We start from the raw sequence: 22,108 nt of genomic DNA, 5'->3' as shown, positions 1-22,108 counted from the left end.
CGCATCCTCTGCCCGCATCATTCACCTTCAGCGTCGCCGGGGGTGATGCCATGCAGCTCGCACTCGTGAAACGTCAGCCGAAGCGCAGGTGCCGTATTCCACGGCGACCGCATCCGAATCTCGACTACTTCTTCGGCCGCCTCGAACGCGCCGATCGCACGCGGAACGACGATGCCGGGCCCAGCAATGCGGACGTCGACCATTCGTTTGCCTCGCAGCGCCGACACTGAGATTTCCTTTTCCGGACCGCCCCATGAGACCGCATTGCCCGAACTGCCTGAAGGAAATGACCAAGGCATCCGCGTCGCGTAACCTGTTCAATTGCGAGCCCTGCCGCGAGATCATCCAGTATTTCGGCGGCAGCGCGGATCACGGCGAGGCTGACCCGCAATTCTCCTGGCCCATCCGCCGTAAGCACGCGGCTCACACGGCCCACGCGGCCTGATCCGCCGTTTGTAGGCGCAGCCCTATCCGGCCGCCTCGCCGTCATCCGCTTCAGCCACATCCCCCGCCATCCGCGGCGGCCGCACAATGGTGACGGTGCAGCTCGCCTCCGAGGCCACCTTGGCCGAGACGCTGCCGAGCAAGGTGCGCCTGAACGAGCCTTGCCGCGCGCCGATGATGACATGGTCGACATGGTTGACCTCGGCGAACTCCAGGATGGCAGCGGCGGGATCGACGGCCTCCAGCACATGGACCGACAACCGGCTCTCGTCCAGCTTGAGCGGCGCCGCCCAATGCCGGAGCGCCACCAGGCGGTCGATATGCTTGTTGGAGCCCTGCTCGTCGAGCGTCCGGTCGATCGCGATGCGATTGAGCTTGAGCACGTTGAGGCAGGCCAGCCGCGCCGAGGGCAGCGTGGCGAGAATGCGCTCGGTCGTCACGCGCAGTGCCTCGTTCAGCTCCGGTGCGCCCTCCACAGTGTCGAGCGCGATCGCAAGAATTGGGCTCGACGCGATCTGCGCCGCGACATCCGATTTCGCTCGTGGCTGCATGACGCCCTGATTGAAGCGGCGCCGCCACGCCACGCCGAGGGAATCACGCTTCAGCCGTTCCGCGCGCGCGGTGAGCTTGACCTGGTCCGGATGGGTGAGATCGAAGGCGAGCTGGGACGCCGTCGGATAACGCCACACCGGCTCGATCTCGAGGCAGCGCAGCACCACCTCCTGCAGCCAGGGCGGATAGCCGGCGCGCAATGCGCGCGGCGGATAGGGATCGCGCCACAGCCGGCGCCGCATCGCGCGCAACGTTTCACCCTCGCCGAAGGGACGCTCGCCCGTGGTGAAGAAATAGAGCAGCACGCCGAGCGAGAAGAGGTCACTGCGCGGATCGTCGCGCACGCCTAACAGCCGCTCCGGCGCCATGTAGGGCGCGGTCCCGTAAGGCAGACGAAATTCTTCCTGCAACAGGTCAGGCAGATGGTTGTGGTGCGACAAGCCGTAGTCGATCAGCACGGCCTCGCCACTGCCGCGGAACATGATGCTGCTCGGCTTGATGTCGTGATGAATCACGTTCTGCCGATGCAGGTCGGCGAGCGCGGTCGCGATCTTCGCCACGAGCTGCCGCGCCTCGTCATAAGGCAGCGGCAAGTCCGGCAGTCGCTTGTAGAGCGTCGCCCCGGGGATACGCTCGATCACGACATAGGCCTGATGCGCGAAATCCCCGGTGCCGAAGCAGGCCGGCACGTGCGGGCCTGCAACCCGCGGCAGGATCATCATCTCCATCTCGAACGAGACGATCGCCGCGGGATCCTCACCCTCCGACACCCGCGGGATCTTCATCAGCAAAGGCATGTCGATGCCGGGATGGGTGACGGTCCACAACGTCGCCATGCCGCCAGCATGAACGCATTCACCGATGGTGAAACCGTCGATTTCCGCACCTGCTTTGACCAGGGATTTCGGCATCACCGTCAGCGCCCCTGCGACAGCCGGTCGGCCAGCCAATGCGGCAGGCCGTTGTCGCGGATCCTGCCGGCCGCGGTCGCGACGTCATAGGGCGCGCGGCAATAGGTGATCTGGCACGAGACCGTGTCGAACAGCACGAAGGACGCGGACGGATCGCCGTCGCGGGGCTGGCCGACCGAGCCGAGCACGGCAAGCCATTGCCGCCCACGCAGGAGCTGCACGGAGACATCGGTCTTCGGCACGAAGCTCGTCATCTTCGCCGTCACCGACATCGAATAGAGCGCAGGTCTGTGGATGTGGCCGCAGAAGGTGATATGCGCGGGTGTCGCGATCAGGCTCTTGGCCGCATCCGCCGTCGACCGGACATAGTGCCAGCGCTGCGGGCTGGAGGCTTCCGAATGCACGAACAGGCGACCGTCGTCCTCCATCAGCATCGGCAATTCGGCCAAAAACCGACGCTGCGCCCTGTCGAGCCGGCCGCGAGTCCATTCGATCGCAACCTGCGCCTCGGCGTTCATGGTCTCAGCCGAGGAATTGACCGCCTGGTCGTGATTGCCGCGCACGGCGATGGCGCCGCGGGCAACGAGCTCCATCGCAGTGTCCACGACCCATTCCGGATCGGCGCCATAGCCGACGAAATCACCGAGCAGGATGAAGCGCTCCGCGCCTTTCGCGCGGGCCATCTTCAGGCACGCCTCGAACGCCTGCCGGTTGCCGTGGATATCCGAGAAGACAGCTAGGAGCACGCACCCTCCACCCTCAAAATCTTATCTGAAGCCGATAAGGCCAAATTGAGGGACGTCAAGAACATGCGCCGGCGCGTGCCGGTTTTCCAGCGGGCCGCTGCCGCGATGGTGAAGGGCTATTGCTCGTCCTTTGGCGGCATCCGCGGCGGCGGCAGCGGCGTGAACACGACGCCCTGCGCGCCGGCCGGCGGGGCGTTGAACTCGCCGGTCGAAGAATCGCCGCCGCTGGTCTCCAAGATCGTCTTCGGCGTCACATATTCCCGCACCATGTCGATCAGGCTGCCGTCACCGCCGCCGAAATCGGCGGCGCGCCCGCCCTGCGGATGCCCAGCCGCGATCTCGTTCTGCGCCGCATGGGTCTTGTCGGCCAGCCTGTCGTCATAGGGCACCCGGAAGGCGCGCGGAATGCCGCTCGGCCGATTGTCCTCATCGAGCGCCTCGACCCAGAGATAGATCGAGCCGGGATCGCCCTCCAACGAATGCGGCTCGACGATGCGGGCCTGGAGCAGCTTGAAGGCGGTCGGCATCCGGTCGGAGCTGGCCCAGCCGAGCAGTCCGCGCATTTCGGTAAAGCTGACGACATAGAAGGCGCTGGTGATGACGACGGCCGTCGCCTTCAGGACCCAGTGCAGCCGCGCATAGACCAGCACGACCAGCAGCAGCGCACCGATCACCGCATAGGCGACCGACAAAGTGAGGATGACCGTTTGCAGATTACTCACGGCGCACCCTCACCCGGGTCTTCGGATCGACATCGGCGCCGTTGCGCCAGCTGCTGCGGAACGTCTCCAATAGCGATTTCGGCCGCTGGTCGACATTGACGACCTTGCCTTCGGCATCGAGCCGGAACCGGACCGCGGTCTTCTCGTCGCCGGTGTGATCGAGCGTGAACTTGTTGTCGAAGACCACCTGCGCAGTCGGATTGAGCTTCTGCACCTTCACGTGGGCCGTCACGGGCTCGCCGGTCGTCGCCACGAAATGCGAGACGTTGACGGTGTATTCGCCGGCGACGATGCCCCGCACCGTGACAATCTCCTCGCGGATGGGCGAGGCGATCTTCTTGCCGGCGACGATGATGAAGTCGTTGGCCCCGCCGCGGTCGTCGCGATCAAGCGTGAGAAAGCCGGCCTCGCGGTGGCGATACCAGGCGATGTTGCCGGCGGGGTCCTGCACGAACAGGTCGAGATCATCGGGGTGGTTGTCCGGCCAGTCCAGCGTGATCATGAACTCGGCCTTGGAGTCGATCTTGCCCTCCTTGGCGTCCGGGGAGACCGCGAGCAGCGCCAGAAAGAACAGGAAGGCGATCACCTGGAGCGCCTTGAACAGCATCACGCCGAGCGGATCGAACGGCTCCTCGCGCGGATAGAGACCGAAATCATCCATCATGACGGCGTTCCAGCACCCTTGCGCTCCAGGACCGGCGTCACATAGGTCTCGGTCAGCACCACCGCGTCCGAGAACACCCGCTGGGTGGCGGCATCCAGCATGTAGTACTGGATGCGGACCAGGATCGAGCCGACGAGGCCGGCCAGCGTCGTGTACATCGCCACTGCCATGCCGTCGCTCATCAGCCCCATCGAGGACCGCATCGCGGCCTTGTCGGCGGCATCCAGGCCCGCGATCGGCGCCAGCATGATGATGAAGCCGATGATGGTGCCGAGCAGGCCGAGCTTCATCAGCGTGTCCGAGACGAAGGCGCCAAAACCGTTGGAGCCGCGCAGCCGGTCGGCGAGCGTCCGCAGCAGCAGCGTCTGGTCGACCGGCCGGTAGCCTTGCGCAGCGGCCTTGGTCACGAGGCTCTCGATGTGGTCGCGCACCAGGCCGCGCGGAAGCGCTGTTGCGCTAGCGTCGAGCGCCTTGCTGCCGCCGGCGGCCGACAGCACCGCCCGGCAGCGCCGTGCCGCTGCTCCCTCCCGCGCGATCGCCCGCGTCCGCAGGAAGCAGTGGCCGCAGGTAACGACGTAAAGCAGCGCGATCACGCTCGAAATGTAGGTGCGGTCCGAGGTCAGCATCAGGTGGATCAGGCCGAAGCGCCACAACAGCACGACGGCGAAGATCGAGAGCCCGGTGAAGATCATCCAGAACAGCAGCGCGCTGCGCTCGGTCGGGTCGGCAGCGTGGCCCGCGATCGGCCCAATCGTCATCGAACTCATGCTGCACTGCTCCTGGCTTGCGACGATTGGCCGAGAAAGATTGGCCTAGAAGGATTCTTTGGCCGATTAGATCAAAGCCGCCGCGCCAGGTCCAAAGAGCCATGCCCAATCCGGCTTGGGAAATTTGCCCGAGCTGCCATCCTGCCGTTCCCCGCAATTGGCAAGGCGCGGCGGCGTTGTTAGGCTGAGCTTACCAAAGGTTGGGGGTGATCGCATGCGCCTCGTGCTTCAGCTCGTCGCCCGTCTGCTGCTCATCGTGGCGCTGTGCCTGGGAGCAGCGACGGTATGGGCGACGTTCGACGCCTATCGCAGCGTCGACCGAGCGACCGCGGCTTCCGCACAAAGGGTCGCGCAGGCGCTTCAGGCGCTATATTGGCGCGAGCTCTTGTTGCGCAGCAGCAGAGCACGCGAACATCTGTTGCCGGTTCCGGACTGGCGTTCGCTGGAGACAATGAAGCTGATCTCGCCCGGCGTCTGCGTCGAGTTCCAGCCGGCCGCGGCGTTCGAGAAGCCGCTCTGCGGCCAGAGCCAAGGCATCGGCAAGACGCCGCCGCACTGGTTCGCATCGATCGTGCCGACCTTCCTCGGCAGCCATGCCGAGGTGGTGCGGCCCGTCAGTCCGCGCGCAGCGGCCGCCGGCACGGTGGTTGCAACCCCGGACGCCGCCGCCGCGATCTCGCTCGCCTGGGAGTACATCCTCAACGTGATCGACGTCGCGCTCTTGATGGCGGCGGCAATCGCGCTGCTGGCTTCGCTCGCCATCGCGCACGCGCTGGCGCCGGCACGCACCATCGTCACCGCGTTGCAGCGTATGGCGCGCGGCCAGTATCGCACGAAGCTGCCGCGCTTCCGTTCGATGGAGCTTGCGATGATCGGCAGCGCCGTCGATGCGCTCGGCGGCCGGCTGGAGGAAGCGACCGAGCAGCGCGCGGCGCTGACCCGGCGGCTGATCGAGATCCGCGACGACGAACGCCGCGCGCTCGCCCGGGAGCTGCACGACGAATTCGGACAAAATCTCTCCGCCATCCTCGCCTTCGCCAACACCATCGAGACGGCGAGCGCGAAGCATGACAGGGATAAAGGCATCGCGCAGGATGCGCGGATGATCTCACAGGCCACCCATCATCTGATGGCCTCGCTGCGCGATGCGCTGAAGCGGCTGCGCAATCCCCTGCCCGAGGAGCTCGGGCTCGAGGCAAGTCTCGTGAATTTGGTAGATAGCTGGCGTTCGCAGAGCGCGGCGCGACCGACAATCCAGCTCGACCTCAGGGGCGATCTTACCGATATCAGCGGCCCGGCGGCCATCACCGCCTATCGCGTGGCGCAGGAATGCCTGACCAACGCCCTGCGCCACAGCTCCGCGCGCGAGATCTCGCTACGCGTTGAGCGGCGCGCGGGCGAGCACGACGCGCTCCTGATCCGGGTCGAAGACGACGGCGGCGGCGATGCCAAGCGCGTCGCGCAATCGGCCGGATTCGGCCTCACCGGCATCCGCGAACGCCTTTCAGCCGCCGGTGGATCGCTGTCGATCCTGCCTGCGAACCGCGGCCTCAGCGTGGCCGCCACCATCCCGCTCGCCGCATGAGGCCGACGTGAATGATATCGCGGCAACAGGCATCTCCGTGCTATTGGTCGACGACCACCCGATCGTGCGGCAGGGCTACCGGCGTGTGCTGGAAAGCCAGGGCGATCTTCGTGTCGTCGCGGAAGCCGACAATGCTGCGGACGCCTATGGCGCCTTCAAGGCGCATGACCCCGACGTGGTCGTGCTGGATATCTCGATGCCCGGCGCGAGCGGGCTGGAAGCGATCCGCAACATCCGCGCGCGCAGCCCGCGGGCGCGCATTCTCATCTTCACGATGCACAACGAAGCCGTGCTGGTGAAAGCCGCCTTCGGCGCCGGCGCCTCTGGCTTCGTCACCAAGAGCAGCGAGCCGTCCGCCATCGTGAATGCGATCCGCAGCGTGGCGCGCGGCGAGCGCGCCATGAGCGACGACATCGCGCATATTCTCGCCGAGGACAGCCTATCGCCGACGGGTTCAGCGCTGGATCAGCTGGGCGAGCGGGAGATCGAGATCCTGCGCCAATTCGCCGGCGGCGCTACCACCGAGCAGATTGCAACGCATCTCAATCTCAGTGTGAAAACAGTCCAGAACTACCATTATTTGATCAAATCAAAGACCGGCGCACGCACGGATGCACAGCTCGTGCGGCTCGCAGCAACGTGCGGGCTGACGAGGATCTAGCAGCAAAGCTGCCGCACTCCGTCTTGAAGCTCGCCAATCTGCCGAACGAAATTGGAACGGAGCCCATCCGGCTCCGGTTAGTACGGCAGAAGGAGTAAACGGTCATGAGTAAGGGTCATCACAACGCAGTCGACCATCCCCCGATCATCACAGTAGGCGAGCTCATCGACGAACTCTGCCGTCTGCCGGACACCGCCGTCGTCCACTTCCGCTGCCCCATGCTCGATCAGGAGCTAACCTTCTACCGCCTGCGCAAGCGGTCAAAGGATGCTGTCGAAATCGCGGTCAATGCATACCCTGAAAGTCCCCCGGTGGTGCCATCGTCCGAGCCGAACTTCCATGCGCGGAAACGCTCGGCTTCGGCGCCCCCGGCCCGCAATGGTAGCTTTCTTCACAAGGCGAGAGGTTGATGGCCCTCGCGCCAATTGGGCAGGTGGCGTGGCCTAACCCGCCTTCAATCCGCGCAGCAGTAGCGCCAGCGTTGCATCGACCCGCGCGGAAAGATCGGCGTCCTTCCACTCGTCGGCATGGGCCGGATGGTGGAAGCGGACGGTGGCATCGAAAATGGCGCGCGCGGTCGTCTTGACGTCGTCCACCTCGAATACGCCCTGCTTGATGCCGTCGGCCAGGATCGCCGCGATCTGGTCGATCATGGTGTCCTTGTGACATTTGACGGCTGCGCAGGCCTCGCGCGCCAGCGTCAGATAAGTCTGGAACATCTCGGGGTCGTCGAGGACGCGCGAACGCTTGGCGGCGAACAGCGTGCGCAGCCAGCGGCCGAGCCTATCAGGCGCGGGGCCCTGCTCCTCGGCAATCGCGCGCAACGGCGCGTCGATGCGGTCGAGCCAGCGTTTGGCAACGGCTTCGCGCAGCGAGGCCTTGCTCGGGAAATGGCGGTAGACGCTGCCGTGGCTCACATCGAGCGCACGGGCAACGTCGACCACGGTGGCCTTGGCAAGTCCGAAGCGCCTGAGCACGTCCTCGGTGACTTCGAGGATCCGCTCCGGCGTCAAGACAACAGCTTCATTCATGCCAGCACCATTGTTCCCGTTCAGGGCTCAGTTACCCGGCAGTAGGGCTGTTTCCGAAGCGCCCTCGCCGGTCGTTTCGGAAAGCCTATGCCTTAATGAGGCAGTTTTGCAGCCTGCGCCGCGATCTGGCGCGCCACCAGCAAATTGAGCCAATGCCCAATCATGCCGGTGAAATTGAGGATTTCGGTCGTCATGTCTTAAGTCTCCATTCGTCCGCTTTCCCCGTTCTTCAATCGGCCCTCCGATCCGAGCTTGCTTCGGATGTCGGGCTCCCCGGGGCTTGTCGCGGGACGCCCAATCGGAGCGTCCGGAGACGGATATACACATCTCGCTGACAGATTTCAATATCTGTCAGTCAATGATCCGTGATTGATAGCTGATCTTTGGTCCAGCGCGTGGCTGGCTCCGCCCACCGGTGGATAGTTACCCCGCACCCCCGGCCGCGGGCCCGGATCGTTTGTTTCGCCCTCCCCGCTCTGCTAAATCGCGGCGTAAAAAGCATTTTGGCCGGTGCCCACGCCCCCAGCATCCCCAGGGGCGTCCCGCCCACCTCTTGGAGCCGTCAGATGATCCCCCGCTATACCCGCCCGGAAATGGCCTCGATCTGGGAGCCGCAAACCCGGTTCAAGATCTGGTTTGAGATCGAGGCGCATGCGGCGGACGCGCTCGCCGAGCTCGGCACCATCCCGAAGGAAGCTGCCAAGACGGTCTGGGCCAAGGCCAAGGATGCTATTTTCGACGTCGGCCGCATCGACGAGATCGAGCGCGAGACCAAGCACGACGTCATCGCCTTTCTCACCCACCTTGCCGAGATCGTCGGTCCCGAGGCGCGCTTCGTGCACCAGGGCATGACCTCCTCCGACGTGCTCGACACCTGCCTCAACGTCCAGCTCACTCGCGCCGCCGACCTGCTGCTCGCCGACATCGACAAGGTGCTGGCCGCCCTGAAGAAGCGCGCCTTCGAGCATAAGATGACGCCGACCATCGGCCGCAGCCATGGCATCCACGCCGAGCCCGTCACCTTCGGCCTCAAGCTCGCTTATGCCTATGCCGAATTTACGCGCGCGAAGGAACGTCTGGTCTCGGCGCGAAAGGAGGTCGCGACCTGCGCCATCTCCGGCGCCGTCGGCACATTTGCGCAAATCGATCCCCGCGTCGAAGAGCATGTGGCCAAGGCCATGGGCCTCGTGCCGGAGCCGATCTCGACCCAGGTGATCCCGCGCGATCGCCACGCGATGTATTTCTCGACCCTCGGCGTGATCGCCTCTTCCATCGAGCGCATCGCCGTGGAGATCCGCCACATGCAGCGTACCGAGGTGCTGGAGGCCGAAGAGTTCTTCTCGGAGGGGCAGAAGGGCTCGTCCGCGATGCCCCACAAGCGCAATCCGGTGCTGTCGGAAAACCTCACTGGCCTGTCGCGCATGGTGCGAGCCTATGTGACGCCGGCACTGGAGAACGTCGTGCTCTGGCACGAGCGCGACATCTCGCACTCTTCCGCCGAGCGCATGATGGGCCCGGACGCGACGGTGACCCTCGACTTCGCGCTGGTGCGCCTCGCCGGCCTGATCGACAAGCTCTTGGTGTACCCCGCCAACATGCAGAAGAATCTCGACCGCCTCGGCGGCCTCGTGCACTCCCAGCGCGTGCTGCTGGCCTTGACGCAGAAGGGCGCCAGCCGCGAGGATTCCTACAAGCTCGTGCAGCGCAACGCGATGCCGGTATGGCGCGGTGAAGGCGACTTCCTTCAGCTGCTGAAGAAGGACACTGAGGTGAAGAAGTATCTTACCGACGCCGAGATCGAGGAGCAGTTCGACCTCGGCTATCACCTCAAGCACGTCGACACGATCTTCAAGCGCGTGTTCGGGCAGAGCTGAATTTTCTTCGTCATTCCGGGGCACACGAAGCGTGAGCCCGGAATCTCGCGCTACAATCTCCAGATTCTCTGGTGCACAAATGCGCACCATAGCTCGATGCTTCGCATCCCCCCGGAAAGACAAGAACCCACAAGAAACGGATCCCCCATGCCCATCGTCAACCGCATCGCCGCCCTGTCCGACGAAATGGCCGCCTGGCGCCATGACTTCCACGAGAATCCGGAGCTGCTCTACGAAGTCCACCGCACCGCCGGCATCGTCGCCGACAAGCTGCGCGAATTCGGCTGCGACGAGGTGGTGACGGGCATCGGCCGCACCGGCGTGGTCGGCGTGATCCGCGGCCGCAAGTCGGCATCCGGCAAGACCATCGGCCTGCGCGCCGACATGGACGCGCTGCCGATCATGGAGACCTCCGGCGTGCCCTACGCCTCCAAGGTCCCGGGCAAGATGCACGCCTGCGGACATGACGGCCACACCGCCATGCTTCTCGGCGCTGCCAAATATCTCGCCGAGGCGCGCAATTTCGACGGCACGGCCGTGTTGATCTTCCAGCCGGCCGAGGAAGGCGGCGGCGGTGGCAGGGCCATGGTCGAGGACGGGCTGATGACGCGCTGGAACATCCAGGAGGTCTACGGCATGCACAACATGCCGAACCTGCCCGAAGGTCATTTCGCAACCACCCCTGGCGCGATGCTCGCCTCGTCCGACAACATCCAGATCACCGTCCACGGCAAGGGCGGCCACGCCGGCGCGGGTCCGCACAAATCGATCGACAGCGTGCTGATCGGCTCGCAGATCGTGGGTGCGCTACAATCGATCGTCGCGCGCAACGTCGATCCGCTGAAATCGGCCGTCATCTCGATCACGCAATTCCACGCCGGCACGGCCTTCAACATCATCCCGGAGGTCGCCGAGCTCGCGGGCACCGTGCGCACGCTCGATCCTGAAGTGCGCGATCTCGTCGAGCGCCGCATCGGCGAAGTCGCCGACAGCGTCGCCCGCGCCTATGGCGGCTCGGCCGAGACGAAGTACACGCGGATGTATCCGGTGACGATGAACCACGCACGCGAGGCCGGCATTGCCGCCGACGTCGCCCGCGACATCGTCGGCACCGAGCGCGTCAACGACAAGTTCATTCCGATGATGGGCGCCGAAGATTTCTCGTTCATGCTGGAAGCCCGCCCCGGCGCGATGATCCTGGTCGGCATGGGCGACGGCAACGAGTGCCACCACCCGGCCTATGTCTTCAACGACAACATTTTGGGCCACGGCGCCTCGTTCTGGGCCCGGCTGATCGAGACGCGGATGCCGGCGTAGAGTCTGTAGTGGACTAGCCGAAGGCGTAACCCACCATTTTTCTGTCGACGCGGACGTAAAGTGGTCGGCTACACTTGCTAACTCACCCGACTCAATCGCAGACGTCTCTCGTCCGGCCAACCATCACTGAACTCGCATCAGCGGTGCTAGCGCGCTCCATTCTGCATCCGTTCCCGACAAGCCGGCAGCATTGCAAAAGATCTGGCCAGATGTATGCGGCTTGGACGGTGTCGCCTCAACCTGGGCGCGCTCGGCAACGAGCCTCACCTTCTCCTGCTTGGCCGCCTTCGCCTTTTGCTCGGCTGCGGCACGCGTGTCTTCCGGCAGTGCTCTTCAGCACATCATCGCGCACGAAGCCAAACGCTTTGCGCAGGTCCAGGCCGAGAGCTCTAAGCGCGACGAGTACGCTCGAAATGAACGCTTGATCATCAGTTGCATATTTCGGCAGGTATTTTAGACGCCGGATTGGAAGGATGATTGGCCGTCCCGAGCCGGCACCCTTTGGCAATCGGCCTGCACCCGGCCGCGTTGCAGATCACCTGACCAGATGCCTGCGGCGCTGAGGGCGCGGCTTCCGTTTGTTTTCGGTCCCGATCCCGCCTCTTCGAATCCTCGCGCGTCGCAACCGGCTTCTTCTCCGGGATCTTCTCGCACTCATTGTCGTCACCGACGCGATAGCCGGCACGGCAGGTGATCTTCACGCATTGGTCGCCGTCGGCCTTGAAGCCGAAATTGCACACCAGCGGGCAGACGCGCCCCGGCTTCGCCTTCAACGCATCGAGTGCGTCGCTGCTTGCGAGCTTCACGTCGAACTGGGTGCCGGCATATTTGTTGAACAGCGTCAGCGAGCGCTGCGCGGCCGAAGTCCACTCGCCCTCTGCAGCCGAGGTGAGGCAGCCGACGCGGCGCAGTTCGCTCTGAACCGATTTGGCGAGCTCAGCTGCGGATAACGTCGAGGTCGGTGCAGGCGAGAGCGCGGCCACCTTCTGGTTCTCAACTTCGGGAATCTGCCGGTCGGTCGCCGGCTTTGCGGCCTGCTCCGCTTTCTCTGCCGCCTGCTTTGCAGCGAGTTCGGCCCTAGCTTTCTCCGCTGCTTGCTTCTCGGCCAATGCCTTCGCCGCCGCCGCTTCGGCCACCTTGCGCTGCTGCTCGGCGGCCTCGGCCCTCGCCTGCTCGATCTGCTTCTGCTTCTCGGCCGCGATCCGCGCCTCTTCGGCGGCCTTGGCCGCCGCGGCCGCCTTCTCCTGCTCGGCCTTCTGGGCGCGCTCGGCAACGAGCCTCGCCTTCTCCTGCTCGGCGGCCTTTGCCTTCTGTTCGGCCCCCGCGCGCGTCTCCTCGGCGGCGATCTTGTTCAACTGCCCCTTGGCCAGGTTGGCGTAGAAGCCCTCCGGATACGCCGCCAGAAACGCTTCCCAGCCGTCCCGCGTGCCGAGTTGGAGCGCCAGCTCGTAATCCCTGCGAACGGCCTCCTGCGGGTTGGCCTGCGGACCAGTCGCGGCCGGCTTGACCGCGACCAACGGCACGTCGTCGCCGCCGAGCGAGCCGTAGACATAGGGCTCCTGCTTGTAGCCGGTCGCTTTCAAAACGTCGTCGCGCACGAAGCCGAAGGCCTTGCGCAGATCAAGACCCGGCTTCGGCAGGTGCTCGACCAGCGCGGCGGCGAACGGGCTGTTTCGGGAATCGCCATCCGATGCCGTCGATCCTGCCTTGGCGGCGAATGCAATCATCGTATTCGGGCTGGTGGGCTCGACCTTGGCGAGGCCGCGCCCGACCGCGCGCGAGGCCAGCGTGCGCTTCATCGTCTTCGCAAACGGATTGTCCCGGCACGCGTCCAGGATGATCAGCCGCAGCTGCTTGGCCGGTTCGACCGCGAACAATGCCCGCTCGACCGGAATGGTCTCATCGAGAACGTCACCATCCGTCTCCAGCGTGGCGTCGGTCGGGATGAGATAGTTGTTGCCGTCGAGCTCGATACCATGGCCGGCGTAATAGATCACCGCCATCTCCGCATCACGCGACCTGCCGGCAAATTCGCGCAGCATGCGCCGCATCTCGCTGGCGCTGAGATCGAGCCTGACGTCGACAGAATCGAAGCCGGCCTTCTTGAACATGCCGCCGACCAGGGTGGCGTCGTTCACGGGATTGCCGAGCTTCGGAGCGCTCTTGTAGGCGGAATTGCCGATGACGAGCGCGACCCGCCGGTCGGCGTGTGCCGGTCCGCACGCAAGGCTCATCGCCAATATCAACAATGCAAATAGCCGAAACGGAATCACTTGCGTCCCCCCGGATGCAATTCCCTGAGACTATTCGGTAGCGTCGCCGATTGCTAATTCTTCCTATGTGATACCGGTCACATAGAGGTCCTCAAACAGGGGTATGGATAATGCGGCGAAGCGTCGCCCTGCTGCCCCAGCTGACGCCACGGTCCTTCGGGGCTGCTACGCTTGCACCACCTCGTGGCGCATCACGAACGGTGCCAGCAGCGCGTGCACCTCGCCCTCGACCGCTTCGCGCTGACCCGCCGGCAAGCCGGTCAGCGTCACGGTGGCGATGGAGCCGTGGCTGCCGTGCGGACCGACCTTGACCTTGCAATCGATGCCGCGCTCGACCAGCGGTGCCAGCACCTTGGTGAACACACGCTGCGCTGCGTCCCAGCGCAGCTGCGGCTTGAACACCTTGCCGACGCCCGTCAGTGGCATCGGATCGATCGGAATGACCTGCACCGGCACGGCGGCGCGCTCCGGGGTGCGCTCGCGCACCCACGCTTCGAGCTCGCCCTGCTCGACGCTCGCGCCGGGCTTCAACTGCACATACCCCACCGGCAATTCGCCGGCATAGGCGTCGGGCTGGCCGACCACGGCGGCGAAGCCGACGGCGGGATGTCTGAACATGATCTCCTCGATCGGCGCCGGATCGATGTTGTGGCCGCCGCGGATCACGAGGTCCTTGGCGCGGCCTGTGATCCAGAGATAGCCGTCGGCATCGAGGCGACCGAGATCGCCGGAATTGACCCAGACCTCATCGATGAAGGCGCCCTTGTTGTGCTCGTCGTTGAGATAGCCGCCGAACACGCCGGGCCCGGCCATGATGACGACGCCGATCTCGTCGGGCGCGCAATCGCGGATCAGGCGTCCCTCGGCATCGAGCTGCACGATGCGCACACGCGCGTAAGGCATGGGAAGGCCGACCGAGCCGAGCCGGATGGGCCGCGACGGATAGGCCAGCGTGTGCACGCTCGAGGTCTCCGTCATGCCGTAGACCTCGATCACCGGCAGCTTCAGTTTCTTCTGAATCGCCGAGCCGACCGCGACCGGAATCGCCGAGCCGCCACCTGCCGCATATTTCAGGCTCGAAATATCCGCCTTGCCCGGCGGCACCGCCAGCGCGGCAGCGAGCACCGTCGGCACGCTCGACAGCGCCTCGGGCTTGAAGCGCTCGACCAGCCCCCAGATGTTCTTCACCGCATTCGGATTGCGCCAGCCGCTCGGCGACAGCACGACCAGCGAGCCGCCGCTTGACAGCGTCAGCAACGCCTGTGTCAGCGAGCCCCCGACGTGGAACAGAGGCATGCCGAACAGCAGGTTTGCGCCCGGCTTGGCCTTCAGCAGCAGATTGAGCGCCCAGGCCTGATAGACCTGGTTGGCATGGGTGTGCCGCACCAGCTTCGGCGTGCCGGTGGTGCCGCCGGTGTGGAAATAGGCGGCGATGTCGCTGCCCAAGATCTTGCGGCCGCTGATAAGCCGGTCCGCCGGTTGCAGCTTGATCAGGTCGCTGAAGGCAAAGATGCCGTTCGCCGGATCGCCGCCGCCGAACACCTGGACCGTTGCCTTGAGATGCTTGAGTTGCGGCCGGATCTGCTCGACCTTCTGCCAGATGTCGGTGCCCGGCATCGGCCCAAGCGCCACCAGGATTTTCGTGTTCGCAGCCTCCAGAATCTCCGCGATCTGGTGCGGCTCGAGCAGCGGATTAACGGGATTGGCGATGCCGGCGGCTTCGGCGCCGAACAATGTCACGAAAGCATCCGGCACCAGCGGCAGCATGAAGCTGATGACGTCGCCCTTCTCCGCGCCCAGCGCGTGAAACATGTTGGCGGCCTGCGTGACGCGCGCCATGAAATCGCGATACGTGACCACGACCGGCGTGTCGGCGGGATCGGCGTTTTGCAGGAACTGGATCGCCGCCCCGTCGGGGTTGCGCGTTGCACCCAGCCGGATCGCGTCATACGTGCTCTCGGCCGCGACGCGATCGGCGTAAGGAACCTGCTCGAAGGCCCGGACCTCCGCGTCTGTCAACAAATCCGGATAGTCGTTGCCGATGAGCCGATCGAGCGCGTGGATGCCCGCCATGGATTTCCGTCCTCCCTCAGATGCATGTCCCCACCCCTTCTTTTGACATTTGGTTCGGCGGGGCCTCGACCGATGGCCCGTCGAGCGCGGACAGAATGATGGATGATTTGGCGTTCGTCCATGGCCGTGGACAGCGGCGGTTAGGCTCGATCTAGACCGAATTTGAACCTCCGCGCCCGATCCCGGGACCAAGAACTGGCGTCGGATTCGCCTACCAGCGTCCTGCCGCAAGACTTGAGGTGATTATGCCTACGCATCTGCGGAACCGCATCACAAGCCTGCTCGTCGTGCTCGCGATGGCATCGACGATCGTGCTGCCTCGCGCGGCGTTCGCCGACACTCAATTCGACAAGATGCGCGCCAAGGTCGCGGCTTTCGTCGCCGACAAGATGGAGAAGCTGGGCGGGTCCCGCATCATCTACAAGGTCGACACCGACGCCCTGCGCGAGGCGGTTGTCACGGACCTGCGCGACCACATTTACAAGATCCTGCGCGAGGGCCGGATCGCCTTCTCCGGGCTTGCGATCCGTGACGGCGGCGTCGACGTTAAAATCCCGGACGCGAAGGGCCGCGAACAGCTCACGCACATGCTCACCTCGGCGGCGGAGGGGCTGGCCACGCAAGCGCTCAGCGTGACCGATGCCGGAGATGGACTGATCAGGCTCGCGCCGACCGACGCCGCATCTGCCGCACGGCTGCACGACCTAGTCGAAGATTCCATCGCCATGATCGAGCAGCGCCTCAAGGACGCCGGCATCACGCTCGCCAGCGTCCAGGTTGAGGGAACAGACCGCATCCGCATCTTGCTGCCGGGCACGATGCAGCCCGAGCGCATCACCGCGATCTTCGCCAAGAAGGTGCGGGTTAGCTTCCGCCTGATCGATCTCTCGATGTCGCCGGAGCAGGCGCAATCCGGCACGCCGCCCGCTGGCACGGAAGTCCTGCTCGGCTTCAAGGACAAGCTCCCCTATCTGGTGAAGGCCAGCGTGCTCGACGGCGACGACATCAGCTATGCGGGACCGGGATTTGCGAGCAGCACGAAAGAGCCGATCGCCTCGTTCCGTTTCAACGGCCGCGGCACGCGGCGTTTCGCCCACATCACCGCAGAGAACATCGGCAAGCCCTTCGCCATCGTGCTCGAAGACAGGGTGCTCTCCACCCCCGTGATCCGCGAGCCCATCACCGGCGGCTCCGGCCAGATCTCCGGCAACTTCAGCCTGGAAGAGGCCAACAGCATCGCCATGCTGTTGCGCGCGGGCTCACTGCCCGGACGCCTTGGCCTCGTCGAGCAGCAGGTCGTGCAGCCCGCCGCCAGGCCCTGAGGCGGAGATCGGGCGGCCCCGCGTTGTTGCGGCGCCCGGGTCCATCCCCGGCACCAAAGCCCGCGCCGAGGCCTCGAATCATCAGCGCGCCGCGGCCAGACGCGCAAACCAACGGGCAATTGCCGAAACGCCCGATCGAGCTAAAATTTGCCTCTTGCGGCATGACGGCCAAAGGCTTCATTTCAGCCAGCCGTCATTCGATTTGGGCTACACGTGTCGAGCATACCGACCAGGACTGAAGGCCTTACGCGGGGTTAGTATCATGCCGTCCGGCAGCGCAGACGTTTCGTCGATCCTCGACCGCATTCTCGACGCGGCAACGGACAACCTCAGGATCGCGAAGATCCTGGTCCAGATGGGCCTCGATCCCAACAACGTCACCTACGACGCCATCTTCAATCGGCTGCTGGAGATCTTTGTCCAGAACATCACGCTGGCCAATCTGTTTGCCGCGGTCGGCGCCGGCTTCTTCGTCGCCACCCTCTTGATGCGGACGATGGTGCCGCTGCGCGTCGCGAACATGGTCGGCTGCGCGTTGTTCGCCGTTTTCGGCGCGCTCTCCGCCAACGTCGCGACGTTCCTGCTGTATCTTCTGTTGCTTCCGATCAACGCCCTGCGCCTGCGGCAGATGCTCAAGCTGGTCAAGAAGGCGCGCCATGCCGCCGAAGGCGACATGTCGATCGAATGGCTCAAGCCGTTCATGACCGAGCGCAAATACCGCCGCGGCGACATCCTCTTCAAGCTGCGCGACCCCGCTAACGAAATGTTCCTCACGGTCACGGGCAAGTTTCTGGTCAAGGAGATCAACGTCGAAATTTTGCCCGGAGCTCTGATGGGTGAACTGGGCTTCCTCACGCCGGACAACCGGCGTACCGGAACGGTCGAATGCATCGAAGACGGACACGTGCTGACGATCACCTATGACCGGCTGCTCGAGATTTATTTCCAGGATCCGCAGTTCGGCTATTACTTCCTGGTGCTAACCAGCCAGCGCCTCTTGCAAAACATCGAGCGTCTGCAGAGCCAGCTCGCGGCCGAGCGAGCGGCAACGACGAACAGGATCGCGTGACCGCTGCGGCCGGCGCCGATACGGAATGGCGGGGACACATCTGCTCCGTCGTTGCGCGTGCCACATTTCCTCCTGCGCCGGACGCAGCGCAGCGCTTCAGCGGTGCCCCCCGGGAATTTTGCGGATGTGTCGCCCTCCGCAGGGCATTCAGCCGATCCAGATCCGCCCCAAGCGGCCCCGCCGCAAAACCGCCCTAAAAACAGATTGGTAACCATGGCGCCTTAGGATAATGACGTGACCAATTCTCCGACGATCCTGGTGTTCGATTCCGGCCTTGGCGGACTCACGGTGCTCCGTGAGGTCGTCGCCGCACGCCCGGACGCGCATTACGTCTATGTCGCCGACGACGCCTTCTTCCCCTATGGCCACCATGGCGAGGACGAGATCATCGCCCGCGTGGTGCCATTGATGGGGGAATTGATCGGCACGCATGATCCCGACCTCGTCGTTATCGCCTGCAACACGGCATCCACCCTGGTACTGTCTCACTTGCGCGCCGCTTACTCCCTGCCCTTCGTCGGCACGGTGCCGGCGATCAAGCCGGCCTGCGCGCAGTCGAAGACCCGCCGCGTCTCGGTGCTCGGCACCAAGGGCACGGTGAAGCGGGAATATACGAAAGCTTTGATCCGCGAGTTCGCGCAGGGCTGCGAGGTGACGCTGGTCGGCTCGCCCCAGCTTGCCTCGCTGGCTGAAGCCGAGCTGAGCGGCGCTCCGATCAGCGATGAGGCCATCCTTGCCGAACTCGCTCCCTGCTTCGTGGGCGACGCCGGGGATGCGACATCGCGCACCGACACGGTGGTGCTCGCATGCACGCATTATCCGCTGCTGCTCGGCCGGCTCAAGCGGCTGGCGCCCTGGCCGGTTGACTGGATCGACCCGGCGCCCGCGATCGCCCGCCGCGTCTCGGATCTGCTTGGCCGGCGGATCGTCGGCATCGCGCAGTCCGGCGCCGAGATGATCTTTACTTCGAACCGCGTGCATAGCCTTTCGGCGATGCTGACGCCGTTCTTCGGCGGCCGCGCCCTCGCCTGACTTTGCGCGGCAACGGCGCGCTGCTAGGCTTTGCCGTCGTCACCTTGCCGCAGGCCTTCCCATGTCGGTCCCCTCCACACCACTCAACCGTCTTCGCCAGCTCTGGCGCGAGGGGCGCCCCGCCTTTGGCGCGATCGCGACGATCCCGAGTGTGCAGATGGTGCAGATCATGGCGCGCTCGCTCGACTGGATCATCGTCGATCTCGAACATGGCCCGATTGGATTGACCGAAGCACATGCGATGATCGCCGCGACCACAGGCACGCCGTGCACGCCGCTGGTTCGGATCGCCGCGAACGAGCCATGGCTTGCGAAAGCACCGATGGACATCGGTGCCTTCGGCATCAACTTCCCGATGATCACCAACCGCGACGATGCCGAGAAAGCGGTGCGCAGCGTGCGCTACCCGCCGCGCGGCGATCGACTCTGGGGTCCCTTCCACGCGCCATTCCGCTGGGGCCAGTCGATGCCGGAATATATGGCTACAGCCGACGACGAGATGATCTGCATGATCACCATCGAGCATGTCGACGCCGTCAATCGCATCGACGAGATCATGGCGACGCCGGGCGTCGACGTCGCGGTCATCGGTCCGGGCGATCTCGCCACCTCCATCAACAAGCGCGGTCAGATGGACGATCCGGAGCTGCTCGAGCTGGTCGCCCGTGCGGAAGTCGGCATCCTCAGAAGCGGCGTGCCGATCGGCGGCGTGGCCCGCACCGCCGACCAGGCCAACGCTCTGATTGACCGTGGCTACCGCGCGATCGCGCTCGGCTTCGACTGGTCGCTGTTCCAGCGCGGCATCATGGCGGCGTTCGAAGGGGTCAGGCGCTGAATCGCCGATACGGCCTTGCTGGGAACCGCGGCGCTGCTAGGGTCGTCGGCTCCAGGGAGGAAAAACCATGCTCAGAAAGACTTTGCTTGCGCTCGCTTTCACTGGCATCGCCGTCGCGGCCTCTGCCCAGCAATCCGGCATCAAGCGCACCCCGCTCCAGAAGATCGACTTTCCGGAGGGCTACACGACCGTGACCGCCATCGCCGAGGTGCCGGCCGGCGGCGCCGCCGGCCGGCATACCCATCCGGGGATCGAGACGGGTTATGTCCTGGAGGGCGAGCTCGACCTCCTCATCGACGCCCAGCCGGACAAGCGCCTGAAAGCCGGCGATTCCTACCAGATCCCGGCGGGTTCCGTGCACGACGCCAAGACCCATGGTGACAAATCATTGAAAGTGCTTGGAATTTACGTCGTCGACAAAACCAAGCCGCTGGCGTCGCCGGCACCCTGATGCGGCGAACCGACCGGGTCCAAACCCGTTGGTTCGTGCTAGAGCACGCGGCGAGCGGACGACCCACTCGCTGCACATACTTTCATCTTTGATCCCCAGGACCCGGAGACCAATGCGCGGGACGCCCAAGACCATCTCCCTGCGGCGCCGTCTGATCTGCGACCTCATGCACGCTTCGATGGGCGTGCCCTTCGTTTCGCTATCCCGTTCGCTCAACGTCCGCCCTCTGCTGGAAGCTCGCGCGGGCGCAACGGCGCGCGCCGGCTGGGCAGCGATGTTCGTGAAGGCTTTCGCCCTGGTTGCAAGTGAGGAGCCGATCCTCCGCACGCTCTACGCCAAATGGCCCCGGCCAGCCCTCTATGAACTGCCCAGGAGCGTGGCACTGGTGGCGGTCGCCCGCGTCGAGGATGGCGAGGAATGCGTGATGCCACAGCGAATTGCGGCCCCCGAGGCCATGACGCTGGCGGCGGTCGACGCCGAGATCCGGCGCGCCAAGACGGCACCGGTTGAGGAGGTTCCCATGTACCGCAAGATCATGCGGGCGACCCGCCTCCCGTTGCCGCTGCGACGCCTGTCTTGGGCGGTGGGGCTGAATTTCGGCCGGCAGCGCGGCAATTGGTTCGGCAGCTTCGCGGTGAGCTCGGTGGCCGCTTATGGCGGCGGCGAGCTCCACCCCATCACGCCGGGACCCTTCATCGTCAGCTATGGGGTGGTTGAGGCGGACCAGACCATCCATGTCGTGATCCGCTGGGACCATCGGGTGACGGATGCCGCCCCGATCGCCCGGGTCCTGACCCGGCTGGAACAGGTCCTGAACACTGAAATCGCTGGCGAATTGCGTGCGGCCGGGCCAAAGCCGATCCGGGCGGTGGGTACCTGATTCCGGGTCCATTCGCATTGACAGCGAACCCCAAACTCCCCTAAAAGCCGCCTTGCTCGCGGGCCGATTTCGGCCCGCGAAGCGTTTCGCGACCCGTGGTTCTGTCCCTTAAGCTTTGGGGATCGGACCTGTCGGTGCCGGGATTTCCCCGTCACACAGGAGGGCGCGTTTCCTCAAACCATGTACCTGAAGAGGACGCGATGACTAAGCGCAGTGAGGCGAAGTACAAGATCGATCGTCGTATGGGCCAGAACATCTGGGGCCGCCCGAAGAGCCCCGTGAACCGCCGCGAATACGGCCCCGGCCAGCACGGCCAGCGTCGCAAGGGCAAGCTCTCCGACTTCGGCGTGCAGCTGCGCGCCAAGCAGAAGCTGAAGGGCTACTACGCCAACATCAGCGAGCGCCAGTTCCACGGCATCTACGTGGAAGCCAGCCGCCTCAAGGGTGACACCGGCGAGAACCTGATCGGCCTTTTGGAGCGCCGTCTCGACGCGGTCGTGTACCGCGCCAAGTTCGTTTCCACCATCTTCGCCGCGCGCCAATTCATCAACCACGGCCACATCAAGGTGAACGGCCGCAAGGTCAACATCTCGAGCTACCAGCTCAAGGTCGGCGACGTCGTCGAGGTCAAGGAAGCCTCCAAGCAGCTCACCCACGTGCTCGAAGCCAGCCAGCTCCCCGAGCGTGACGTGCCCGACTATCTCGATGTCGACCATGGCAAGATGACCGCGAAATACACGCGCATCCCCAACCTCTCCGACGTGCCGTTCCCGGTGCAGATGGAGCCGCATCTGGTCGTCGAATTCTATTCGCGCTAATCGTTTCGGCAGATCGAAGTTTAAAGGCCCCGGTTTCCGGGGCCTTTTTCGTTCAGGCAGCCACTCCGATGTCTCAGCCCA

The 22,108-nt window shown here is 64.8% G+C and carries 22 protein-coding genes; 13 read left to right on the top strand and 9 right to left on the bottom strand.

What is annotated here, in order from left to right; all coding sequences use genetic code 11:
- Positions 1–17: 17 nt before the first annotated feature.
- The gene (locus IVA91_RS05160) at positions 18–203 is read right to left on the bottom strand and encodes a hypothetical protein (RefSeq protein WP_247280715.1); all 186 of its coding nucleotides are present in this window, start codon (positions 201–203) and stop codon (positions 18–20) included.
- 50 nt (positions 204–253) lie between these two features.
- On the opposite strand from IVA91_RS05160, the gene IVA91_RS05155 reads away from it, so the two are divergent.
- On the top strand, positions 254–445 hold the full coding sequence (locus IVA91_RS05155) for a hypothetical protein (RefSeq protein WP_247280714.1): 192 nt from the start codon (positions 254–256) through the stop codon (positions 443–445).
- A 22-nt stretch (positions 446–467) separates the two neighbouring features.
- On the opposite strand, the gene IVA91_RS05150 is transcribed toward IVA91_RS05155, so the two are convergent.
- From IVA91_RS05150 to IVA91_RS05130, 5 genes are all read right to left on the bottom strand, one after another.
- The gene (locus IVA91_RS05150; protein WP_247280713.1) at positions 468–1,907 is read right to left on the bottom strand and encodes a bifunctional serine/threonine-protein kinase/universal stress protein; all 1,440 of its coding nucleotides are present in this window, start codon (positions 1,905–1,907) and stop codon (positions 468–470) included.
- 5 nt (positions 1,908–1,912) lie between these two features.
- Positions 1,913–2,653 carry a metallophosphoesterase family protein gene (locus IVA91_RS05145; RefSeq protein ID WP_247280712.1) on the bottom strand — a complete coding sequence of 247 codons (741 nt, stop codon included), beginning with the start codon at positions 2,651–2,653 and terminating at the stop codon, positions 1,913–1,915.
- Positions 2,654–2,769: 116 nt separating this feature from the next.
- On the bottom strand, positions 2,770–3,375 hold the full coding sequence (locus tag IVA91_RS05140; RefSeq protein ID WP_247280711.1) for a hypothetical protein: 606 nt from the start codon (positions 3,373–3,375) through the stop codon (positions 2,770–2,772).
- On the bottom strand, positions 3,368–4,039 hold the full coding sequence (locus IVA91_RS05135; protein WP_247458402.1) for a hypothetical protein: 672 nt from the start codon (positions 4,037–4,039) through the stop codon (positions 3,368–3,370). The genes IVA91_RS05140 and IVA91_RS05135 overlap by 8 nt, the downstream gene beginning before the upstream one ends.
- On the bottom strand, positions 4,036–4,806 hold the full coding sequence (locus tag IVA91_RS05130; protein ID WP_247280709.1) for a MotA/TolQ/ExbB proton channel family protein: 771 nt from the start codon (positions 4,804–4,806) through the stop codon (positions 4,036–4,038). The genes IVA91_RS05135 and IVA91_RS05130 overlap by 4 nt, the downstream gene beginning before the upstream one ends.
- Before the next feature lie 214 nt (positions 4,807–5,020).
- Here IVA91_RS05130 and IVA91_RS05125 point away from each other — a divergent pair, with 214 nt between their 5' ends.
- From IVA91_RS05125 to IVA91_RS05115, 3 genes are all read left to right on the top strand, one after another.
- The gene (locus IVA91_RS05125) at positions 5,021–6,391 is read left to right on the top strand and encodes a histidine kinase (RefSeq protein ID WP_247280708.1); all 1,371 of its coding nucleotides are present in this window, start codon (positions 5,021–5,023) and stop codon (positions 6,389–6,391) included.
- 7 nt (positions 6,392–6,398) lie between these two features.
- Positions 6,399–7,052: a response regulator transcription factor gene (locus IVA91_RS05120; protein ID WP_247280707.1), complete on the top strand. Its 654-nt coding sequence runs from the start codon at positions 6,399–6,401 to the stop codon at positions 7,050–7,052.
- A 104-nt stretch (positions 7,053–7,156) separates the two neighbouring features.
- A complete protein-coding gene (locus IVA91_RS05115) occupies positions 7,157–7,462 on the top strand; it encodes a hypothetical protein (protein WP_247280706.1) in 306 nt (101 codons plus the stop codon).
- A 33-nt stretch (positions 7,463–7,495) separates the two neighbouring features.
- On the opposite strand, the gene IVA91_RS05110 is transcribed toward IVA91_RS05115, so the two are convergent.
- Complete coding sequence (locus IVA91_RS05110) at positions 7,496–8,083, bottom strand: TetR family transcriptional regulator (RefSeq protein WP_247280705.1); 588 nt, start codon at positions 8,081–8,083, stop codon at positions 7,496–7,498.
- A 566-nt stretch (positions 8,084–8,649) separates the two neighbouring features.
- On the opposite strand from IVA91_RS05110, the gene purB reads away from it, so the two are divergent.
- Positions 8,650–9,957 carry an adenylosuccinate lyase gene (gene purB, locus IVA91_RS05105; RefSeq protein ID WP_247280704.1) on the top strand — a complete coding sequence of 436 codons (1,308 nt, stop codon included), beginning with the start codon at positions 8,650–8,652 and terminating at the stop codon, positions 9,955–9,957.
- Between the two features lie 147 nt (positions 9,958–10,104).
- Positions 10,105–11,274, top strand: coding sequence for a M20 aminoacylase family protein (locus IVA91_RS05100; protein WP_247451541.1), 1,170 nt, complete (start codon positions 10,105–10,107; stop codon positions 11,272–11,274).
- Between the two features lie 428 nt (positions 11,275–11,702).
- Here the strand turns inward: IVA91_RS05100 and IVA91_RS05095 are convergent, their stop codons facing one another.
- A complete protein-coding gene (locus tag IVA91_RS05095) occupies positions 11,703–13,508 on the bottom strand; it encodes a caspase family protein (RefSeq protein WP_247280702.1) in 1,806 nt (601 codons plus the stop codon).
- Between the two features lie 204 nt (positions 13,509–13,712).
- A complete protein-coding gene (locus IVA91_RS05090) occupies positions 13,713–15,620 on the bottom strand; it encodes an acyl-CoA synthetase (protein WP_247280701.1) in 1,908 nt (635 codons plus the stop codon).
- A 245-nt stretch (positions 15,621–15,865) separates the two neighbouring features.
- On the opposite strand from IVA91_RS05090, the gene IVA91_RS05085 reads away from it, so the two are divergent.
- The 7 genes from IVA91_RS05085 to rpsD all read left to right on the top strand — a co-directional run bounded on the left by IVA91_RS05085 (position 15,866) and on the right by rpsD (position 22,027).
- On the top strand, positions 15,866–16,942 hold the full coding sequence (locus IVA91_RS05085) for a preprotein translocase subunit SecD (protein ID WP_247418786.1): 1,077 nt from the start codon (positions 15,866–15,868) through the stop codon (positions 16,940–16,942).
- A 262-nt stretch (positions 16,943–17,204) separates the two neighbouring features.
- Positions 17,205–18,011, top strand: coding sequence for a cyclic nucleotide-binding domain-containing protein (locus IVA91_RS05080; RefSeq protein WP_247280699.1), 807 nt, complete (start codon positions 17,205–17,207; stop codon positions 18,009–18,011).
- A gap of 234 nt (positions 18,012–18,245) precedes the next feature.
- On the top strand, positions 18,246–19,043 hold the full coding sequence (gene murI / locus IVA91_RS05075) for a glutamate racemase (RefSeq protein WP_247280698.1): 798 nt from the start codon (positions 18,246–18,248) through the stop codon (positions 19,041–19,043).
- Between the two features lie 61 nt (positions 19,044–19,104).
- A complete protein-coding gene (locus IVA91_RS05070; RefSeq protein ID WP_247280697.1) occupies positions 19,105–19,878 on the top strand; it encodes an aldolase/citrate lyase family protein in 774 nt (257 codons plus the stop codon).
- A gap of 67 nt (positions 19,879–19,945) precedes the next feature.
- Positions 19,946–20,329 carry a cupin domain-containing protein gene (locus tag IVA91_RS05065; RefSeq protein ID WP_247280696.1) on the top strand — a complete coding sequence of 128 codons (384 nt, stop codon included), beginning with the start codon at positions 19,946–19,948 and terminating at the stop codon, positions 20,327–20,329.
- Between the two features lie 112 nt (positions 20,330–20,441).
- Positions 20,442–21,209: an acyltransferase gene (locus IVA91_RS05060; protein WP_247280695.1), complete on the top strand. Its 768-nt coding sequence runs from the start codon at positions 20,442–20,444 to the stop codon at positions 21,207–21,209.
- A gap of 200 nt (positions 21,210–21,409) precedes the next feature.
- Positions 21,410–22,027, top strand: coding sequence for a 30S ribosomal protein S4 (gene rpsD / locus IVA91_RS05055; RefSeq protein WP_247280694.1), 618 nt, complete (start codon positions 21,410–21,412; stop codon positions 22,025–22,027).
- Positions 22,028–22,108: the final 81 nt, after the last annotated feature.

The sequence above is a fragment of the Bradyrhizobium sp. 153 genome (assembly GCF_023073835.1).
Taxonomy (GTDB): Bacteria; Pseudomonadota; Alphaproteobacteria; order Rhizobiales; family Xanthobacteraceae; genus Bradyrhizobium.
This window is presented reverse-complemented; position numbering and strand designations above follow the sequence as displayed.